A 16,772-nucleotide genomic window follows, 5' to 3' on the forward strand; every position below is an offset into this window, starting at 1 on the left:
GCTCAAGAGTTGTCCGGGAGGAAGCATCAATGCGACTTTCTGCAAATCTCCGCGCCCTCACCCTCGCCACTCTCAGCGTATTCCTGCTGACCGTCACAGCCACAGCCGCCGAGGTGCGGGTGATGATCTCGGGCGGGCTGTCGGCCGCCTACAAGGCGCTGGTGCCCGAATTCGAGCGCGCTGCAGGCCACAAGGTGCTGACCGCCTACGGCCCCTCGATGGGCACGACGACCAATGCCATTCCGGTGCGGCTGGAGCGCGGCGAGCCTGCGGACGTCCTGATCATGGTCGGCTATGCGCTCGACGATCTCGTCAAGAAGGGAAAGGCGACCGCTGACAGCAAAGTCGATCTCGTCAAGTCGCCGATCGGGGTTGCCGTCAAGTTGGGCACGCCGAAGCCTGATATCAGCACAGCCGACGCGCTCAAGCGCGCGCTGCTGGCGGTGAAGTCGGTCGCCTATTCCGACAGCGCCAGCGGCGTCTATGTTTCGACCGAGATGTTCGGCAAGCTCGGCATTACGGAAGCAATGAAAGACAAAGCGAGAAAAATCCCGGCAACCCCGGTCGGCGAGATCGTCGCGCGCGGCGATGCCGAGATCGGCTTCCAGCAGATCAGCGAACTAATGCCGGTGGAAGGCATCGAAATCGTCGGCCCGCTGCCGGACGAATTGCAGAAGATCACGGTGTTTTCAGCAGGGATCGCCACCGTCTCGAAAGAATCCGAGGCCGGCAAGGCGCTGATCAAGTTCCTCGCCTCGCCCGCCGCCCGCCCCGAGATCGTCAAGAGCGGGCTGGACCCGATTCCGGCGGGCGCGACGAACTAAAGCACCGCAGGCCTGGACACAAAATCGCGAAAACAACCCCATGCAAAGTAGGTTTGCGCCTCCACGAAAAGCCAGACGCGAACGGGGCGCCCTACCGATGCCCACCGTGCTGGATTGCCAGCAGCACGATCACGGCCAGCGCCAGCACAACGGTCGTGCTTTTCCAGAACAGAAGCGGATTGCGCTCGATCAGTGGTGTCGATGACGTCGAGAGATACTTCGCGTTGGGTTGACGCAGGTCGAACAAAAACTCCGAAAAACTGTCATAGCGCTTGTAGGGATTAGGGTGCACGGCCTTCTCGAGCGTGCCGTCGATCCATTGCGGCACGTCGCGGTCGCCATGCGACGCCGGACGGTAGACCAGCCTGTTGAACTGCGATCGCGTTCGCGCCGTCGCGATCTGCGCGCCGTAGGGCAGTTTTCCGGTCAGCATCTGATAGGTGATGACACCGAGCGAGAACAGATCGGAGCGCGAGGTCGCCGGCTCGCCGAGAAAATATTCCGGCGCGGTGTATTGCTGCGTGCCCAGAATGTCGCTGCGCATGCCTGATGGCTCGGCCTCGACGACGCCGGTGATCCTGGTCGAGCCGAAATCGATGATCTTCACGGTGCCCGTAGCATCGATCATGATGTTGTCGGGCCTGACGTCCTGGTGCAGCATCTCCTTGCGATGGAAGGCGCGCAAGCCCTTGGCGATCTGCTCGACGATGCCGCGCACGGTTTCCAGGCTTGGTTTTGGATTGTCGATCATCCATTGCGTCAGTGTCTGGCCGTCGATGTATTCGGTCGCGACATACAGGAAGTTGCGCTTGCGCTGCAGCAGGCAGGGTTTCAGCACATGCGGGCTGTCGATCCGCCGCGCCACCCACTCCTCCATCATGAACCGCTTCAGGTAAGCGGGATCGTCGCGCAGATCGATCGACGGGATCTTGATGGTGACCACCGCATCGGTTTCGATGTCGACGGCGAGATAGATATGGCTGCGGCTGGAGCCGTGCAGCTCGCGGACGATCCGGTAGCCGTCGAAAACCGCCCGTGCCTCCAGGAGCGGCGGCAGCGGCAGCTCATGCGGCTGGGCGAACACTTCGCTGGCGGCGCCGTCGGGCACCTCATCGACGCGGACGATCTGGACGGTGAGATTGTCCTTGCTGCCGGCTTCAAAAGCCTGGTCGACAATCCCCTTCGCGGCCGCATCGAGATCGGCGCCGCCCTCGTTCACCGCCTTTGCGATGCGACGGGCGCTAAGATGCTCGTAGATGCCGTCGGTCACGAGCACAAAGACGTCGCCCGGCTCGAGCCGCAGCATCTGGTAGTCGATCTCGATTTGCGGATTTACGCCGAGCGCCCGGCCGAGATAGCTCTGCTGGGAGGAGATGACGATGCGGTGGTCGTTGGTCAATTGCTCCAGCGTGTTGCCGGAGAGGCGATAGATGCGGGAATCGCCGATGTGAAAGAGATGCGCCGTGGTCGACTTGATGACCATGGCGGAGAGCGTACAGACGTAACCACGGTCCTTGTCATAGGCATACTGGCTGCGCGTCTGCGAATGCAGCCAGGAATTGGTCGCCTCCAGCACACGCTGCGCCGAGGTGCGCACCGACCAGGATTCCGAGGTGCAGTAATAGTCGGTCAAAAAACCCTTGACCGCCGATTCCGCGGCGACCCGGCTGACCTTGCTCGTGCTGATTCCGTCGGCGAGCACGATGGAAATGCCCTTGAGGCTGAGCAGCGGCTCGTCCGGGATCAGGACGCCATGGAAATCCTGGTTGGTTTCCTTGAGGCCCTTATCGGAAAATTGTCCGACGGATATTTTCAGCTCGCGCGGCATTCCCGGCTTTCACGACAATAGGCCTCTCCCCTTGCGAGGAGAGGCCCATCCTCATCTTAAGATCAAGCGGCAATGCGCGAGGACGGCCGCGAAGATGCCGCAGCCGACGCGCTGCGCGACGGGCCGGTCTTGACGTGGGTCGCGTACAGCGTCAGCCCGGTGAAGGCGAGGCCGCCGACGAGGTTGCCGATGACCGTCGGAATCTCGTTCCAGAAGATGTAATCCCACCAGGTGAACTTGCCGCCGAGCAGGAGTCCGGACGGGAACAGGAACATGTTCACGATGGAATGCTCGAAGGTCATGAAGAAGAACAGCATGATCGGCATCCACATCGCGATCACCTTGCCGCTGACGTGCGTGGAGATCATCGCGCCGACGACGCCGGCCGATACCATCCAATTGCAGAGCATGCCGCGGACGAACAGCGTGAGCATGCCGGCCGCGCCATGATCGGCATAGCCGACGGTGCGGCTTTCGCCGATGGTGCCGATCACCTGGCCGACCTTGTCCGGTGGCTGCGACCAGCCAAAGGTGAACACGATCGCCATCATCACGGCGACCGTGAAGGCGCCGGCGAAATTTCCGATGAAGACGAGGCCCCAGTTGCGCAGCACGCCGCCGAGCGTGACGCCCGGGCGCTTGTCGATCAGTGCCAGCGGACACAGAACGAAGACGCCGGTGAGCAGGTCGAAGCCCAGCAGGTACAGCATGCAGAAGCCGACCGGGAACAGCGCGGCGCCGACGATCGGCACGCCGGTCTGCACGTTGATGGTGATCGCAAACGCCGCGGCAAGCGCGAGGATCGCTCCGGCCATGTAGGCGCGGATGACCGTATCGCGCGTCGACATGAAGATTTTGGATTCTCCGGCGTCGACCATCTTGGTCACGAATTCCGAAGGCGCGAGATAGGCCATTCCAGTCCCCCTTTCGAGACAACGTTGAAGCGCGCCGGATGCTGCGCAGCCGTGCACCGATTGAATGAAAAATCTTGCCGTCCTCGTGCGCGACCGATCCCGCGCCGCCTTTGAGCGGCACAGAACGACGCGGGGTCATGCCCGACCAGGAACTGAGGATGCGCGAGCTATCGTGAGGTGGTCCCGAAGACTGCTCGAAGCGCCTCACGCGAGGCCGCTTGATCCCAACGCCTTCGGCCAACGCTGGCCTTGGCAATCCGAACGGACGGCAGTCGTCATTGACTGAGACAGGATTAAGCAATCGATGTGCCAACCCGAAATCGAGCCGTAGGCTCAAAAAAGCGCGTATTTCTACGTGGTTGTGCCCCTATCGCGCGGTGCCTGGAGAGGAACGGCTGCCTTGTATTTGTGCAGTTGCACATATGTTGGCGCCTGCTGTGCAGCCCGCCACATCCGTCATTCGGGCGCGCACCGGAATGACGTGAGGATAGATCGCCTATTTCGTCTGCGTCCGGATCGGCCGATCTTTCAGGCCATTGTTGTCGTAGGCCTTGCGTAGCGTACCATTGGCGATCGCTTCGTTCAGAAACTTCTCAGCAAACGCCAGAGACCGCGGATGGTTGGGCGGCACCGCGACCGCCGTGACCGTCTGCTTGAAGGTTTCGTCCAGCACGCGGGTGCCCGGAATCTGTTTTGCCATGGCGTTGAGCTGGTCGCGCGACAACGCGAATGCGTCGATCTCGCCATCTTTGAGCAGGCCGAAGATTTCGTCATAGGTCTGGTAGCCCGTGACCTCAGCGTTCTTCAAATGCGCGATTGCGCCGCGCATCGTGGTCGTGTTGTTGACCGCCGCGACCTTGATCCCGGGTTGATCGAGTTTCGCGAAATTCGTGACCGTCGAGCCAGGCTTGACGATGTAGGTCGCATCCGCAACCTCATAGATCGGCCCGAACGACATCCTGCCCTCACGCTCCGGATCTTTCGGCAGGAAGGTGATGTCCCAGGTGCCCTTCGACGCCGCATCGACGATCTGCCCGGAATTGTTGTGCGCGACATATTCGACGGGGACGCCGAGCTGTGCCGCCATCTCACGGCCGAGATCGACCGGCACGCCGGCATAACCGGTTTCGGTCCTGGTCGACCAGAACGCGCCGCCGGCCGGACTGATCGCAATCGCCACCCGCAACTTGCCGGTCGGTGCGATCTCCTCCTTCAAGGCATCGGCGGCGGCGGGCATCGTCATCATCACTGTTAATCCCAGCAAGAAACCGGCCATTCCCGGCGAAGGTTGATTGAACATCGGGTGCTCCTTCCCCAGCCGGCGGCTGGCGGCGCCCTCCCCCTTGCACGGATGATCAGCGCTTCTTCTTCGCTGCGGCGCCTTTTGGTGCCGCCGCAGCCGGCGTTGCCGGCTCGGCCGTTTCAAACTTGCCGATCACCATGATCTGGACGCGCGCATTGGCAGGCGAAGCCGGGCGATTGACATCCTGCAACTGTTCTTCGCCAAGACCAAGCGCCTGAAGCCGCTTCGGCGATACCTTGAAGGTGTTCACCAGCACATCCCGGACCGATTCCGCACGCCGCTGGCTCAGGATCAGATTGTGGTCGCGCCGGCCGGCGGATTCGACGTGATCAACGATCAGATAGCGGTAGGGCCGCAATTTCGGATCGGTCAATGCATCGGCGATGCTGCCGATGGTCTGATAGGAGGCCGGCCGGATCAGGGAGGAGTCCTGATCGAACACGATGTCGAAACGGATTTGCGGCAGTTTCGTCAGTTGGGGGGCGATCGGCGGCCGCTTCTGCGGCTGGGCATCCGCCCTTGCCTTGATGCGATCGGCAGCCTGCTGGCGCAAGGCAGCCAGATCGATATCCGACTCGGCCTCAACGGCAAGTTTCTCAATGATATCCGCGCTCGATATGGCGGTTTGCGCCCGGCTCGCTGCCATCGGCAAGGCAAACAGCGCCACGGCGGAAAGCACGATACCGATGCCGCACAGCCTTTCTCCCCCAAGCATCAGTGATACCCCGCGGCGCTGATCGCCTTGTTGCAGTTCGGGGTCGCCTTCTTGGTGGATTCCAACAGACATTGCAGTCCCTTGACAGGATCGTGCCGAACCTCACGGCAGAAGCGGTTCAGTTCCCAATTGCACAATCTCACAAGGGAGGTGCGCGCGGTAATGCGCTGCTGGATGGCGCCGAGGGCCTGGGGATAATCGGTCCTGCACTTCGCCGACACCACGTCCTGGTTGCGGCCCAGGCACTCCTTCAGGCGCGTCGCGTCGAGATTGACGCCGCGGCAATTGTCATCGATGTCCTTGCCGCAGCTCGCGGCCAGCATGGCCGCGGCCTCCTCGAATTTCATGGTCTGCGCCGCCGCCATCGAAGGCACCGATATCGCAATGATACAAAGGAAAAGCTGGATTCGGGTCATGCGCGCACCTCACACAAGGAGGGTGGCGATGGTCAAGTGTTCTGTTTGAGTTCACGGCCGCACAGCGGAGCTATTGCGCCGCAACAAATCGTCGCGGGTCGCGGGCGCCAATACCTCCGTTCGTCATGCCGGCCTCGTGCCCGCCTTCCATGACGGAAAGTGGTGCATGATCAATTGATTAGTGATGTCACGGCGCGGTTTGCGCGGCCGGCACCCTGATTTCCCGCGGCAGGATGATCGCCGCCACGATCACCAAAAGGCACAGCGCGCCGAATGTCTGCAGCATGGTGACGAAGCCGCCCTTTTCGTAGAGCCACGCCACCAGGCCGACGGAGGCGCCGGCCGCGGTGAAGCCGACGAAGTAGCGCACCGAATAGGCGCGTGAGCGCCATTCCTCGGTGGTGTACTTGCCGACCATGGCGTCGTTGACGGTGACCTGGCCGAACGCACCCATCACGATGCCGATGGAAGCGATGATCAGCGGCAGATTCGACAGCGTCGCCGCAAAATACATGAACGGCGCCAGCAGAAACGACAGCGGCAGCATCACGGTCTTCAGCGAATAATGGTCGATCAGCTTACCGATGGTGTATTGCGTCATCGCGCCGAACACATAGACGCCGGCCGCGATCACCCCGAGCAGGGCCGGACTGTTGGTCAGGCCGGCCAGCCGCTCGGCGAACAGTTTCGGCATCGCCACGGTGATGGCGTTGAAGGTCGTGGATATCGCGATCACCACGATCAGAAGCGCCAAGAATACCCGCCACATGTCTTCTTTCGCAACCCGTGCCTGCGCGGCGGCCTGCCTGGTGCCGGTTCGGTCCTCGTGCACCACCATCAGCGCAAAGGCCACGCCGATCAGGATCGTGACGATTCCCGGCGCGATGAAGGCCCAGCGCCAGCCGAGATATTGCCCGATCACGCCAGTGACCAGCGCCGAGGACGCCACGCCGAGATTGCCCCAGACGCCGTTCAGGCCCATCTCGCGGCCGAGTTTGTCGGCATAGGACACGATCATCGCGGTGCCGACCGGATGATAGATCGAGGCGAACAGGCCGATCGCCAGCAGCGCCGCTCCGAGTTGCAGCGGCGTTTGCACGAAGCCGACGGCGATCATCGACGCGCCGATGCCTGAGAAGAAGATCACCATCATGTGGCGCCGGCTCCAGCGGTCGCCGAGCCAGCCGGTGACAAGCGAGCCCGCGCCGAAGGCGACGAAGCCCGGGGTGGCGTAAGGCAACAGCTCCGAATAGGCCATGCCGAGCGCCGGGCCCATGATGATGACGGCGGCGGCAAAGATCAGCATCGAATAATGGTCGATGAAGTGGGCGGCGTTGACGAAAGTGATCACCCGGCTGGGGCTGTTCATGGTCGATTCCCGAATCCCGCAATTTTCCGAAATAGGTTATACGGGGTTGTCCTGACGGGATGTCGCCAATGAATATCGCCGAAAAGCCAATTGCCGCCATTATCGGGCGCCGCATCTCGACCGGCGACGGCATCCACATGATTGCGAACGGCTACCGGAAGGGCGTCCGGCTCGACACCCACGTGCACCGCGAGGCGCAGCTCGTCTATGCTGCGAAGGGCACCATGCAGGTGACGACGCCAAAGGGCCGCTGGCTGGTGCCGCCGGACCGTGCGGTGTGGGTGCCCGCGCTATCGGAGCATGCGATCGACGTGCTCGCCGATATCGAGATGCGTACGCTCTATTTCGAACTTGACTGGCTGCAGCGCGAAGTGCGCAGCCACAGCCTGGATGCGGAATTCGTGGTGCGGGTGTCGCCGCTCCTGCATCAGACCATTCTGGCGTTGTTCGACGATCGCGGCGACCGCGAGCGAACCGAGCTTCTGCTGCGACTGGCCATGATGGAGCTCGACCAGGCCGAAGATTCGGCGACCTTTATCCCGCTGCCGCGCGAGCTGCGCTGCCGGCGCGCCGCCGACATCGTGCTCGCGGACCCAACCGGTGACCATGAGATCGAAACGCTGGCGCGCGAGGTCGGCACCTCGGTGCGGACGCTGTCGCGGCTGTTCTCGTCGGAGACGCAATTGAACTTCAAGAGCTGGTGCCAGCGCGCCCGGATTGCAGCGGCGATCGAGAAGCTGTCGACGGATGCCGGCGTCTCCGTCAAGCAGCTTGCCTCGGATTTGGGCTACGCCAGCGTGCCGGCATTTTCCCATGCTTTCCGGCAGGTTACCGGCAAAACGCCGACGGAATTTGCCGGGAAGGAGTGAGGCGGTGACATTGTATTGTCGTCATTGTCAGCGAAGCGGGTAATCCAGTATTCCAGAGGCGGCGATGATCAATCGATAGGCCGCAGCGTACTGGATACCCGCAGGAGCCTGTCATCGGGCTCGCCGAAGGCGAGACGCGGTGGCGGGTATGACGAGCTGGACTTCTTGATTGTGATCGGCACCGACCTAAATCCCATGTAAGATTCCGCAACCCCCCGCTGGATTCGACCCGCCACATGGCCAATGCCTTTTTTTCCGATCTTCTCGCGACGATATCAGAACGCGGCCGCACACTGCTGCGGCGGGCCGGACCGTCCGACGACGGCCAGGACGCTTCGGAGCTGATCGAATTGTGCGAAGCCCTGCTGTCGGGCCGCGGCGAAGCCTCCGGCACCGCGATGGCGCGCGAGGTGCTCGATCGCTACCACGATCTCGACGCCGCCGGCCGGCTCACCTTCTTCGAAACGCTGGCCCGCAACTTCGGCCCCGACCGCGAGAAGCTGTCGCAGGCGATCGAGAGCTGGCGCAGCCAGCCGAACGACAGCGATGCCAGCGACCTTCATTTTGCTTCCGAGCCGCGGCGGCAGGAACTGATCCGCCGGCTCAACCGTGCGCCCGGCGGTACCAGCGAACTGGTTGCGATGCGCGCCGACCTGCTTTCCCTGATGAAGGGCAACAAGGATCTGGCCGCGCTCGATCGCGACGTGGTGCATTTGCTGTCTTCTTGGTTCAACAGGGGATTTCTCGTGCTGCGGAGGATAGACTGGTCGACGCCAGCCAATATTCTTGAACAGATCATTCGCTATGAAGCCGTGCACGAAATCCGCGACTGGAACGATTTGCGCCGCCGCATCGATCCTGTCGACCGGCGTTGCTACGCCTTCTTCCATCCCCAGCTCAACGACGAACCGCTGATCTTCGTCGAAGTCGCGCTGACCGAGACGATACCGACCGCGATCGCGCCGCTGCTTGCCGCCGAGCGGCAGCCGGTGCCGATCGAACGCGCGCGCACCGCCGTGTTCTATTCGATCTCGAATACGCAGAAAGGGCTTGGCGGCATTTCCTTCGGCAGCTTCCTGATCAAACAGGTGGTCGAGGAGTTGCGACGCGAACTGCCGAAGCTCGACACCTTCATCACGCTGTCGCCGGTGCCGGGCTTCATGCAATGGCTGAAACAGGCCGACGACGTTCCTGTCAGCGACGAGGGGCGGATACTGCTCGAAAGCCTCGACAAGCCGGACTGGTTCGAGAATGCCGAACTAACCGCTCAGTTGCGCACCGTGCTGGAGCCGTTGGCCGCGTACTATTTCCTGAAAGCCCGCACGCCGAAGGGCCGGCTGGTCGATTCGGTGGCCCGCTTCCACATCGGCAACGGCGCACGGCTGGAGAAGATCGACTGGCTCGGCGACCTCTCGCCCAAGGGCCTGCGGGAATCTGCAGGCATCATGGTCAATTACCTCTACCGGCTCGAGGACATCGAGAAGAACCACGAGGCCTACGCCAACCAGGGCGAGATCGCCGCATCAAGTGCGGTGAAGAAACTGTTGAAGACCGAAGGCCGCCGGTTATTGGACATGCGTCTGTCGTAAGGACGGCGCGGAGCCCTTCGCGATGACGGTCATTTGGAGCGACAGCCGCGACGGCGTCGACTGGCAGGAACTCGAAGCGCTCTATCGGGCCGCCCCGCTCGGCAACAAGAATGCAGCCGATCTCGAGGTGGTGTTCGGCAACAGCATGTTCTGTTGCTTTGCCTGCGACAACGGCCGCCTCGTCGGCGCCGGCCGCGTTCTGGCTGACGGACGGGATTGCGCGTATCTTTGCGACGTCGCGGTTTTGCCGAGCCATCAAGGAACAGGTCTCGGAAAACAGCTTATCGAAAGACTGCTCGCCCAATCGCAAGGACACGCGAAGATCATCCTTTATGCGGTCGCGGGCCGCGAGCCGTTGTATGCGAAGTTTGGCTTCCTGCGGATGAAGACGGCGATGGCGATCTTCAGGAACAGGCAATCAGCCATCGAGAAGGGGTTGTTGTCCGAAAACTAATCAGGCCGCCAGCGCCTTCATTTCCTTGTACAGATCGGACTTCCCTTCAAAACCAATGCCCGGCAAATCCGGCATGGTGATGTGGCCGTTCTCGACATGGACGCCATCCGGGAAGCCGCCATAAGGCTGGAACAGGTCGGGATAGCTCTCGTTGCCGCCAAGGCCGAGGCCCGCCGCGATGTTGAGCGACATCTGGTGGCCACCGTGGGGAATGCAGCGGCTGGGCGACCAGCCGTGCGTCTTCAGCACCGCCAGCGTGCGCTGGTATTCGCACAAGCCATAGGACAGCGCGCAATCGAACTGCAGCCAGTCGCGATCGGGCCGCATGCCCCCATAGCGGATCAGGTTTTTCGCGTCCTGATGGCTGAACAGGTTTTCGCCGGTCGCCATCGGTGCGGGATAGAATTCGGCCAGTGCCGCCTGCAGCGCGAAATCGAGGGGATCGCCGGCCTCCTCGTACCAGAACAGCGGATATTCCCGCAGCATTTTGGCATAGGCAATCGCAGTTTCCAGATCAAAGCGGCCGTTGGCGTCGACGGCGAGCTGGGCGTCCTTGCCGATCTCCTTCAGCACGGCCTCGATGCGCTCGCGGTCTTCCACGATCGGAGCGCCGCCGATCTTCATCTTGACGACGTTGTAGCCGCGGTCGAGATAGCCGCGCATTTCGCCGCGCAGCGCCGACAGATCCTTGCCCGGATAATAGTAACCGCCCGCCGCATAGACGAACACGCGCGGATTGGCCTGCCGGCCATGGCGCTCTGCGAGTAAGCGAAACAGTGGCTTTCCCGCGATCTTCGCCACCGCGTCCCACACCGCCATGTCGATGGTGCCGACCGCGACCGAGCGCTCGCCATGGCCGCCCGGCTTTTCGTTCGACATCATCGCCGCCCAGATCTTGTCAGGGTCGAGATTGTCGCCGGACGCATCGAGCAGCGTTTTCGGATCGGCCTCCTTCAGCCGCGGCGCAAAGCGCTCGCGGATCAGACCGCCCTGCCCATACCGGCCATTGGAATTGAAGCCGTAGCCCACCACGCGCTTGCCGTCGCGCACGGTATCGGTGACGACGGCGACGAGGCTCGTCGTCATCTTGGTGAAATCGATATAGGCGTTGCGGATCGGCGAGGAGATCGGCTTTGTGATTTCGCAGACGTCGACAATGCGGACGGACATGACTGTGGGCCTTCAGAGAAATGTGTATCGAATAGAGGTTAAGTGGCTCCACCGTCATTGCGAGAAGCGAAGCGACGAAGCAATCCATCTTTCCCCGTGCCGAGGTGTGGATTGCTTCGCTTCGCTCGCAATGACGAAGGAGAGATCTCCTCAGGACTTCGCCTTGTCGCGGAAATACGGCTCGACCGGGCCGTGCACCTTGATGGTCAGCGGGTTGCCGTAGCGGTCCTTGGCGTTACCAGCGGTGACGCGCACCCAGCCCTCGCTGATGCAATATTCCTCGACATTGGTTTTCTCGACGCCCTTGAAGCGAATGCCGACGTCGCGCGCGAGGATCTCGGCATTATAGTACGGGCTGCTCGGATCGACCGAAAGACGGTCGGGGAATTGGTCGCTCATTGCTTTATTGGTCTCGTTCACAGCAGTGCCTCGATTTCTCTTCTGATTCCCTCGGGTGTCGCGGTTGGGGCGTAGCGCCCGACCACCCTGCCCGAGCGGTCGACCAGGAATTTGGTGAAATTCCATTTGATCGACGAACCCAGCAGTCCCGGTTTCGCGTTCTTCAGATGGTCGAACAACGGATGCGCATGTCTGCCGTTGACGTCGATCTTGGCGAACATTGGAAACGTTACGTCATACTTGCCTACGCAGAATTGCTCGATCTGCTTGGCGTCGCCCGGTTCCTGCCCGCCGAACTGGTTGCAGGGAAACCCGAGCACCGCAAAGCCGCGCGGCGCCAGTTCGCGATGCAACTGCTCCAAGCCCTTGTATTGCGGCGTGAACCCGCAGGCGCTGGCGGTATTGACGATCAGGAGCACCTGATCCTCGAACCGCTTCAGCGGAATCTCTTCGCCGGTAAGCGACTGCGCCGTAAAATCATAAACGCCTGACATGGCCCTCTCGATTGTTACCGGAGCATGATCTTGTCCGAAAAATGGTACCCACTTTTCGGGATCATGCTCTAGCATCTAGCCGACAGGATCGATCGCTGCCGAGGGCGTTCCGCCGGCTTCCACCGCCTCGCCCGCGGCGAGACAGAGATCTTCGCGATAGCGCCCGGACACCAGTTGCACGCCGACGGGAACACGTCCGACCAACCCGGTCGAAACCGTTAGCCCAGGCAGGCCCATGAAAGGAATGGCGATCTGCGGCAATTGCGCATGCCAGACGCGCGCAAACGACGCCTCGTCCTTGCGATCGAGTTGATCAGGGAACGGCAATTCGCCGGATACCGGCATCAGCAGCACGGCATAGTTTTCAAAGAACGCCAGCCATTCGCGCGTCAATGTCGCACGCCGTGTCAGCGCTTTCGACAGGTCGAAGGGATGCACTTTCGTGCGGTTGCCACGCAGGCACGCCAGCGCGCCGGGATCGCCTTCGCGCTCGGCGGCTTCCAACTGCGCCTCGTAGCCGTCGCCAAGCCAGAGTTTCGTCTGCAGATCGGCGGCCTCGCGCAGCGGCGGCGTGTCGGCGATTTCCTCGACAATCCAGCCCGCGCGCTCGAGCCGCTTGCCGGCGTCCGTCACCGCGGCTTTCACGTCAGGTACCGGATCAAGGCCGCCAGGGTTGAGGCACATCGCGACGCGCTTCGGCATTGCCGGCCCTTCGAGCGGCGCCGGCACCCACCAGGGATCGCGATAATCCTGCGCCGACATCGCAGCCAGCGCGATCCGGATATCGCCGATGGTGCGGGCCAGCGGGCCTGACACGGCGCTGATCTGCGGCCCGATCGGCCGTTCGGGGAGCGCAGCGTTGAACGCCGCGATGCGTCCCATGGTCGGCCGCAGCCCGTGCACGCCACAGGCGTAAGCCGGATAGCGGATCGATCCCGCAATGTCGGTGCCGTGCGCGATATGACCGATGCCGGCTGCGACCGCCGCACCAGCGCCGCCGGACGAGCCGCCCGGGGTGATGCCGGGGTCACGGGGATTCTTGGTGTCGCCATGGATGAGGTTGGTGGTGAACCAGCGATAGGAGAACGCCGGGCAATTGGTGCGGCCGAGAATAACCGCGCCGGATTTACGCAAATTGTCGATCACCGGGCTGTTGCTCTTGGCGATCGCGTCGCGCTGCAGCTTCAGCCCGTTGGTGGTGGCAAAACCTTGCTGGTCGATATTGACCTTTACCGTAACAGGCACGCCGCCCAGCGGGCCGGCATCCTCGCCGCGCGCGATCGCGGCATCGATGGCGGCAGCCTGAGAAAGAACGTCCTCGGGCCTGTGGTCGACGACAGCATTGATTTTGGGATTGACCGCGTCGAGCCGCGCCAGCGCCGCGGTCGCCGCCTCTTTCGCCGAGACTTTTTTCGACCTGATCAGGGAGGCCATTTCCGCAGCCGACAGGCGCCATAGGTCTTGCATGCAACACTCCATCCAATTGCCGCCCTTGTAGCGCCGGGCGCAGGGCAATGCCAGCGGGCCGCCGCCCGGATTTAGCGCATACGGGCGATGTAATGGGCGAGATCGGCGATCTGCTCCGGCGAGATCGGCGCCATCACGTCGGCCATGCTGGCGTCGTAGCCGTGGCGGCTATTGTCCTTATACTCGGCAAGCGTCTTGGCGAGGTAGTCCTCGCGCTGGTTGGCGATGCGCGGGACGTTTTCCTTGCCGGAGAGGTCGCCGTTATGGCAGCTATCGCAGCGGTGCTGCCGCACCAGCGCTTGGCCGCGCTGCATCCGCGCAGGATCGCCGTTTTCCGCTGGCGGCTCAGGCTTCGGCATCTTGGCGATGAAATCCGAGAAAAGGCGGAGATCATCGTCAGTCAGCGCCTTCGTCATCTCGTTCATCGGCTCGAAGACGCGCAGCTTCTCGCGGAACATGAAAAGCTGGATCAGCGTATAGGGCGCATGCTGCCCGCCAAGCGACGGCGTGTTTTCGGTTTCGGATTGGCCCTTTTCGCCGTGGCAGGCGAGGCACGGCGCGATGCGTTGTTCAATCGGCTCGGCGAACACGGATGTTGTGATCACGACAAATGCCAGCGCCGTTATTGTTTTATGCATCGTCATTCCCGGCACTGTCGTCATTATTTCAGGCGATGCAAAGCATCGAACTAAGGTGCCAATTCGAGATTCCGGGTCTGGTGCTAACGCACCAGCCCGGAAGACCAAGTCGAGCGTTCGTCGCTTCTCCTACGACTTCCCCGCCGTCTTCGGCTTGCCGTAGGTGATGCGATAGACGGCGCCGTTGTAGTCGTCGGAGACCAGCAGCGAACCGTCCTTCATCTGCAGCACGTCGACCGGACGGCCGATATATTTGTTGTCCTCGAGGAAGCCGGTGAGGAACGGCTCCATCGACTTCATGGTGCCGTCCTTGTTGAGCTTGGCAATGACGACATCGCCGCCGACCTTGTTGGAGCGGTTCCAGGAGCCGTGCCGGGCGATGATCGCCGCGTTCTTGTAGGCTTTCGGGAACATGTTGCCGGTGTAGAAGCGCATGCCGAGCGCTGCGGAATGCGGGCCGAGCAAGCCAACGGGTGCAGTGTATTCGCTGCAGGATTTGCCCCAGCCGAATTCGGGATCGACGATGTTGCCCTGCAGGCAGAACGGAGCGCCGAAATGTTCGCCCACCTTGGTGATCCGGTTCAGCTCGTCCTCGGGCACGTCTTCCGACATCCAGTCGCGACCGTTGTCGGTGAAGTAGAGCTGCTTGGTCTCCGGATGCCAATCGAAGCCGACGGTGTGGCGAACGCCGCGAACGATCACTTCCGCGTCCGAACCGTCGAAGTTCATCCGGCGGATCAGGCCATGCTCGTCGTCGTTCAGCACGTTGTTGCCGGGCTGGCCGACGGGAGCGTAGAGCTTGTTGTCGGGACCGATGGCGATGAACTTCCAGCCATGGGCCTCATCCTTCGGCAGCTTGTCGAAGATCACGGTCGGCTTCGGCGGGTTATCCAGATTGTCTTCGACCTTCTCGATCTTGGAGATCCTGGACAGCTCAGCGATGTAGAGCGTGCCGTCCTTGAAGGCGACGCCGTTCGGCCGGTAGAGGCCGGAAGCCAATACCTTGACCTCGCGTTTGCCGTCCTTGTTGACGATGGCATAGACCTTGTCGACGAGGCGGCTGCCGACGAAGACCGTGCCTTTGTCGCCGAGCGCAAGCGAGCGGGCATTCGCCATGCCGGCGGCATAGACCTCGATATTGAAGCCGGCCGGCACCTTGAGCTTCGCCGTCGGTAGTTTATCCGGTGCGGCCGGGATCGGTGGCGGTGCGATCGGCGCCAGCTTGGCGGCGGCATCGTTGCCCGCGGGACGCCCGATCAGCGGCGATCCCGGTGGAAGCGCGGGCGAGGCTGCAGTCCCTGCCGGGGGCGGCGCGCCGGCGGCCGGTGCCGGGGCGGGTGCTTGGGAGGGCGGCGGCTGGGCGGCAGCCGGCGGGTCGGCTGATTGCTGGGCAGCGGCGCTTAGCGTGAAGGCAGTCAAGAATGCGCCGGACAGCAGCACGCTGCGCGGCACCAACATGTAATTTGTCATGGGCATTCTCCCTGGCGGAAGCCTTTCTCTCTCTTCGCGCGGGCTCGCATGGTGCCGGCGCCGGAGGCTTTCCGGCCGGCACTCTCCAATATTTGTCCGCCGGTGTTCAATCGGAAAACTTCGCGCCCGCAAGTTGCATCGCAAAACCGGGCGAGCACGAAGCTTCGCCGGTACAGCGCGCCGTCAGTGCCTGGTGATGGGACCGCCAGGCGCATCTAGAATCGCTTCGGCGAACGGAAACTCCAGCACGATCTCGCCATCGTCGTCGGTGACTTCGATGGTGGCGCTGAGAAGCGCACCGTCGGCGCCATCAGTCTTGAGCAGTTCCCGGATCATGGCACGTGCCATTTCCCAGGCGCGATCGGGATCCCTGAGCACTTCGCCGTCGGGATCGGAAATCAGCTCATCGCCGATACGGGTGTTGAAGTAATATCGCGGCATCGGCGAAACTTGGCTCCAGTTGAGCCCCCGCAACCGGAAGGCCCATCTCTCATACGTTCTTTATCCGGAGCCGGCAGCGCTCCGTCGCACTCAGAATTGCCATTCGCGGTGGTGCGAACAACCGCGAAACGCTTGATCCCACGCTGTTTTGACCAAGGCCCTCCGCACAACTCCGTGACTTGCTCTTTGCAGCGCAGCATAAACAAATAGGGGTTCCAGACAAAAGATTTAACTGGCGAACTTTTTGATCCGCAGTACTTTAACCAGCGAGGGCGGAGTCCGTCCGGTAGCAAAAGGAGCGACAAATGGCCTGGAAAGCACCAAAAATCGCCGAAGTATCGGTCGGCATGGAAATCAACATGTATATGTGCGCCACCCGCAAATAAGCGGCAGCGCGTATCAAATCTCACGC

At 62.1% G+C, this 16,772-nt stretch carries 18 protein-coding genes; 5 read left to right on the forward strand and 13 right to left on the reverse strand.

Annotation, left to right across the window (positions count from 1 at the left end; genetic code table 11):
- Nucleotides 1-29 precede the first annotated feature (29 nt).
- Nucleotides 30-824 carry a substrate-binding domain-containing protein gene (locus CQ13_RS04610; RefSeq protein WP_057841822.1) on the forward strand — a complete coding sequence of 265 codons (795 nt, stop codon included), beginning with the start codon at nucleotides 30-32 and terminating at the stop codon, nucleotides 822-824.
- Between the two features lie 91 nt (nucleotides 825-915).
- Here CQ13_RS04610 and CQ13_RS04615 read toward each other — a convergent pair whose 3' ends face one another.
- The 6 genes from CQ13_RS04615 to CQ13_RS04640 form a co-directional block, all read right to left on the reverse strand.
- Nucleotides 916-2,652: a bifunctional protein-serine/threonine kinase/phosphatase gene (locus CQ13_RS04615; RefSeq protein ID WP_057841823.1), complete on the reverse strand. Its 1,737-nt coding sequence runs from the start codon at nucleotides 2,650-2,652 to the stop codon at nucleotides 916-918.
- 62 nt (nucleotides 2,653-2,714) lie between these two features.
- Nucleotides 2,715-3,566, reverse strand: coding sequence for a formate/nitrite transporter family protein (locus CQ13_RS04620; protein ID WP_057841824.1), 852 nt, complete (start codon nucleotides 3,564-3,566; stop codon nucleotides 2,715-2,717).
- Nucleotides 3,567-4,062: 496 nt separating this feature from the next.
- Entirely contained in the window at nucleotides 4,063-4,809 is a 747-nt protein-coding gene (locus tag CQ13_RS04625) for an ABC transporter substrate-binding protein (RefSeq protein WP_057841872.1), read from the reverse strand.
- A 112-nt stretch (nucleotides 4,810-4,921) separates the two neighbouring features.
- Nucleotides 4,922-5,584, reverse strand: coding sequence for an OmpA family protein (locus tag CQ13_RS04630; protein ID WP_057841825.1), 663 nt, complete (start codon nucleotides 5,582-5,584; stop codon nucleotides 4,922-4,924).
- Nucleotides 5,584-5,949 carry a hypothetical protein gene (locus CQ13_RS04635; protein ID WP_156433494.1) on the reverse strand — a complete coding sequence of 122 codons (366 nt, stop codon included), beginning with the start codon at nucleotides 5,947-5,949 and terminating at the stop codon, nucleotides 5,584-5,586. The genes CQ13_RS04630 and CQ13_RS04635 overlap by 1 nt, the downstream gene beginning before the upstream one ends.
- Before the next feature lie 238 nt (nucleotides 5,950-6,187).
- The gene (locus tag CQ13_RS04640; RefSeq protein ID WP_057841827.1) at nucleotides 6,188-7,369 is read right to left on the reverse strand and encodes an MFS transporter; all 1,182 of its coding nucleotides are present in this window, start codon (nucleotides 7,367-7,369) and stop codon (nucleotides 6,188-6,190) included.
- A gap of 68 nt (nucleotides 7,370-7,437) precedes the next feature.
- Here CQ13_RS04640 and CQ13_RS04645 point away from each other — a divergent pair, with 68 nt between their 5' ends.
- The 3 genes from CQ13_RS04645 (at nucleotide 7,438) to CQ13_RS04655 (ending at nucleotide 10,281) form a co-directional block, all read left to right on the forward strand.
- Nucleotides 7,438-8,238 (forward strand): AraC family transcriptional regulator, encoded by an 801-nt coding sequence (locus CQ13_RS04645; protein WP_057841873.1) that lies wholly within the window; start codon nucleotides 7,438-7,440, stop codon nucleotides 8,236-8,238.
- A gap of 236 nt (nucleotides 8,239-8,474) precedes the next feature.
- Nucleotides 8,475-9,827 carry a malonyl-CoA decarboxylase gene (locus CQ13_RS04650; protein WP_057841828.1) on the forward strand — a complete coding sequence of 451 codons (1,353 nt, stop codon included), beginning with the start codon at nucleotides 8,475-8,477 and terminating at the stop codon, nucleotides 9,825-9,827.
- Nucleotides 9,828-9,849: 22 nt separating this feature from the next.
- Nucleotides 9,850-10,281 (forward strand): GNAT family N-acetyltransferase, encoded by a 432-nt coding sequence (locus tag CQ13_RS04655; RefSeq protein WP_057841829.1) that lies wholly within the window; start codon nucleotides 9,850-9,852, stop codon nucleotides 10,279-10,281.
- On the opposite strand, the gene CQ13_RS04660 is transcribed toward CQ13_RS04655, so the two are convergent.
- The 7 genes from CQ13_RS04660 to CQ13_RS04690 all read right to left on the reverse strand — a co-directional run bounded on the left by CQ13_RS04660 (nucleotide 10,282) and on the right by CQ13_RS04690 (nucleotide 16,360).
- Nucleotides 10,282-11,451: a mandelate racemase/muconate lactonizing enzyme family protein gene (locus tag CQ13_RS04660; RefSeq protein WP_057841830.1), complete on the reverse strand. Its 1,170-nt coding sequence runs from the start codon at nucleotides 11,449-11,451 to the stop codon at nucleotides 10,282-10,284.
- Nucleotides 11,452-11,601: 150 nt separating this feature from the next.
- Nucleotides 11,602-11,850, reverse strand: coding sequence for a DUF3297 family protein (locus tag CQ13_RS04665; RefSeq protein ID WP_057841831.1), 249 nt, complete (start codon nucleotides 11,848-11,850; stop codon nucleotides 11,602-11,604).
- A gap of 17 nt (nucleotides 11,851-11,867) precedes the next feature.
- Complete coding sequence (locus CQ13_RS04670) at nucleotides 11,868-12,344, reverse strand: glutathione peroxidase (protein WP_057841832.1); 477 nt, start codon at nucleotides 12,342-12,344, stop codon at nucleotides 11,868-11,870.
- Between the two features lie 75 nt (nucleotides 12,345-12,419).
- Nucleotides 12,420-13,811: an amidase family protein gene (locus tag CQ13_RS04675; RefSeq protein ID WP_057841833.1), complete on the reverse strand. Its 1,392-nt coding sequence runs from the start codon at nucleotides 13,809-13,811 to the stop codon at nucleotides 12,420-12,422.
- A 71-nt stretch (nucleotides 13,812-13,882) separates the two neighbouring features.
- Nucleotides 13,883-14,449, reverse strand: a complete 567-nt coding sequence (locus tag CQ13_RS04680) for a c-type cytochrome (RefSeq protein WP_057841874.1) — start codon at nucleotides 14,447-14,449, stop codon at nucleotides 13,883-13,885.
- A gap of 129 nt (nucleotides 14,450-14,578) precedes the next feature.
- Nucleotides 14,579-15,919, reverse strand: a complete 1,341-nt coding sequence (locus CQ13_RS04685; RefSeq protein WP_347337012.1) for a PQQ-dependent sugar dehydrogenase — start codon at nucleotides 15,917-15,919, stop codon at nucleotides 14,579-14,581.
- Between the two features lie 183 nt (nucleotides 15,920-16,102).
- The gene (locus CQ13_RS04690) at nucleotides 16,103-16,360 is read right to left on the reverse strand and encodes a DUF6894 family protein (RefSeq protein WP_028347078.1); all 258 of its coding nucleotides are present in this window, start codon (nucleotides 16,358-16,360) and stop codon (nucleotides 16,103-16,105) included.
- Nucleotides 16,361-16,665: 305 nt separating this feature from the next.
- Between CQ13_RS04690 and pqqA the strand changes: the two genes are divergently transcribed.
- Nucleotides 16,666-16,746: a pyrroloquinoline quinone precursor peptide PqqA gene (gene pqqA, locus CQ13_RS40480; protein ID WP_082637312.1), complete on the forward strand. Its 81-nt coding sequence runs from the start codon at nucleotides 16,666-16,668 to the stop codon at nucleotides 16,744-16,746.
- Nucleotides 16,747-16,772: the final 26 nt, after the last annotated feature.

The organism is Bradyrhizobium retamae (assembly GCF_001440415.1).
Lineage (GTDB): Bacteria > Pseudomonadota > Alphaproteobacteria > Rhizobiales > Xanthobacteraceae > Bradyrhizobium > Bradyrhizobium retamae.

Bases quoted from the DNA above. Each gene is read 5' to 3' on its own strand.
- CQ13_RS04610 (WP_057841822.1), top strand. From the start codon at position 30: ATGCGACTTTCTGCAAATCTCCGCGCCCTCACCCTCGCCACTCTCAGC.
- CQ13_RS04615 (WP_057841823.1), bottom strand. From the start codon at position 2,652: ATGCCGCGCGAGCTGAAAATATCCGTCGGACAATTTTCCGATAAGGGC.
- CQ13_RS04620 (WP_057841824.1), bottom strand. From the start codon at position 3,566: ATGGCCTATCTCGCGCCTTCGGAATTCGTGACCAAGATGGTCGACGCC.
- CQ13_RS04625 (WP_057841872.1), bottom strand. From the start codon at position 4,809: ATGACGATGCCCGCCGCCGCCGATGCCTTGAAGGAGGAGATCGCACCG.
- CQ13_RS04630 (WP_057841825.1), bottom strand. From the start codon at position 5,584: ATGCTTGGGGGAGAAAGGCTGTGCGGCATCGGTATCGTGCTTTCCGCC.
- CQ13_RS04635 (WP_156433494.1), bottom strand. From the start codon at position 5,949: ATGGCGGCGGCGCAGACCATGAAATTCGAGGAGGCCGCGGCCATGCTG.
- CQ13_RS04640 (WP_057841827.1), bottom strand. From the start codon at position 7,369: ATGAACAGCCCCAGCCGGGTGATCACTTTCGTCAACGCCGCCCACTTC.
- CQ13_RS04645 (WP_057841873.1), top strand. From the start codon at position 7,438: ATGAATATCGCCGAAAAGCCAATTGCCGCCATTATCGGGCGCCGCATC.
- CQ13_RS04650 (WP_057841828.1), top strand. From the start codon at position 8,475: ATGGCCAATGCCTTTTTTTCCGATCTTCTCGCGACGATATCAGAACGC.
- CQ13_RS04655 (WP_057841829.1), top strand. From the start codon at position 9,850: ATGACGGTCATTTGGAGCGACAGCCGCGACGGCGTCGACTGGCAGGAA.
- CQ13_RS04660 (WP_057841830.1), bottom strand. From the start codon at position 11,451: ATGTCCGTCCGCATTGTCGACGTCTGCGAAATCACAAAGCCGATCTCC.
- CQ13_RS04665 (WP_057841831.1), bottom strand. From the start codon at position 11,850: ATGAGCGACCAATTCCCCGACCGTCTTTCGGTCGATCCGAGCAGCCCG.
- CQ13_RS04670 (WP_057841832.1), bottom strand. From the start codon at position 12,344: ATGTCAGGCGTTTATGATTTTACGGCGCAGTCGCTTACCGGCGAAGAG.
- CQ13_RS04675 (WP_057841833.1), bottom strand. From the start codon at position 13,811: ATGCAAGACCTATGGCGCCTGTCGGCTGCGGAAATGGCCTCCCTGATC.
- CQ13_RS04680 (WP_057841874.1), bottom strand. From the start codon at position 14,449: ATGCATAAAACAATAACGGCGCTGGCATTTGTCGTGATCACAACATCC.
- CQ13_RS04685 (WP_347337012.1), bottom strand. From the start codon at position 15,919: ATGACAAATTACATGTTGGTGCCGCGCAGCGTGCTGCTGTCCGGCGCA.
- CQ13_RS04690 (WP_028347078.1), bottom strand. From the start codon at position 16,360: ATGCCGCGATATTACTTCAACACCCGTATCGGCGATGAGCTGATTTCC.
- pqqA (WP_082637312.1), top strand. From the start codon at position 16,666: ATGGCCTGGAAAGCACCAAAAATCGCCGAAGTATCGGTCGGCATGGAA.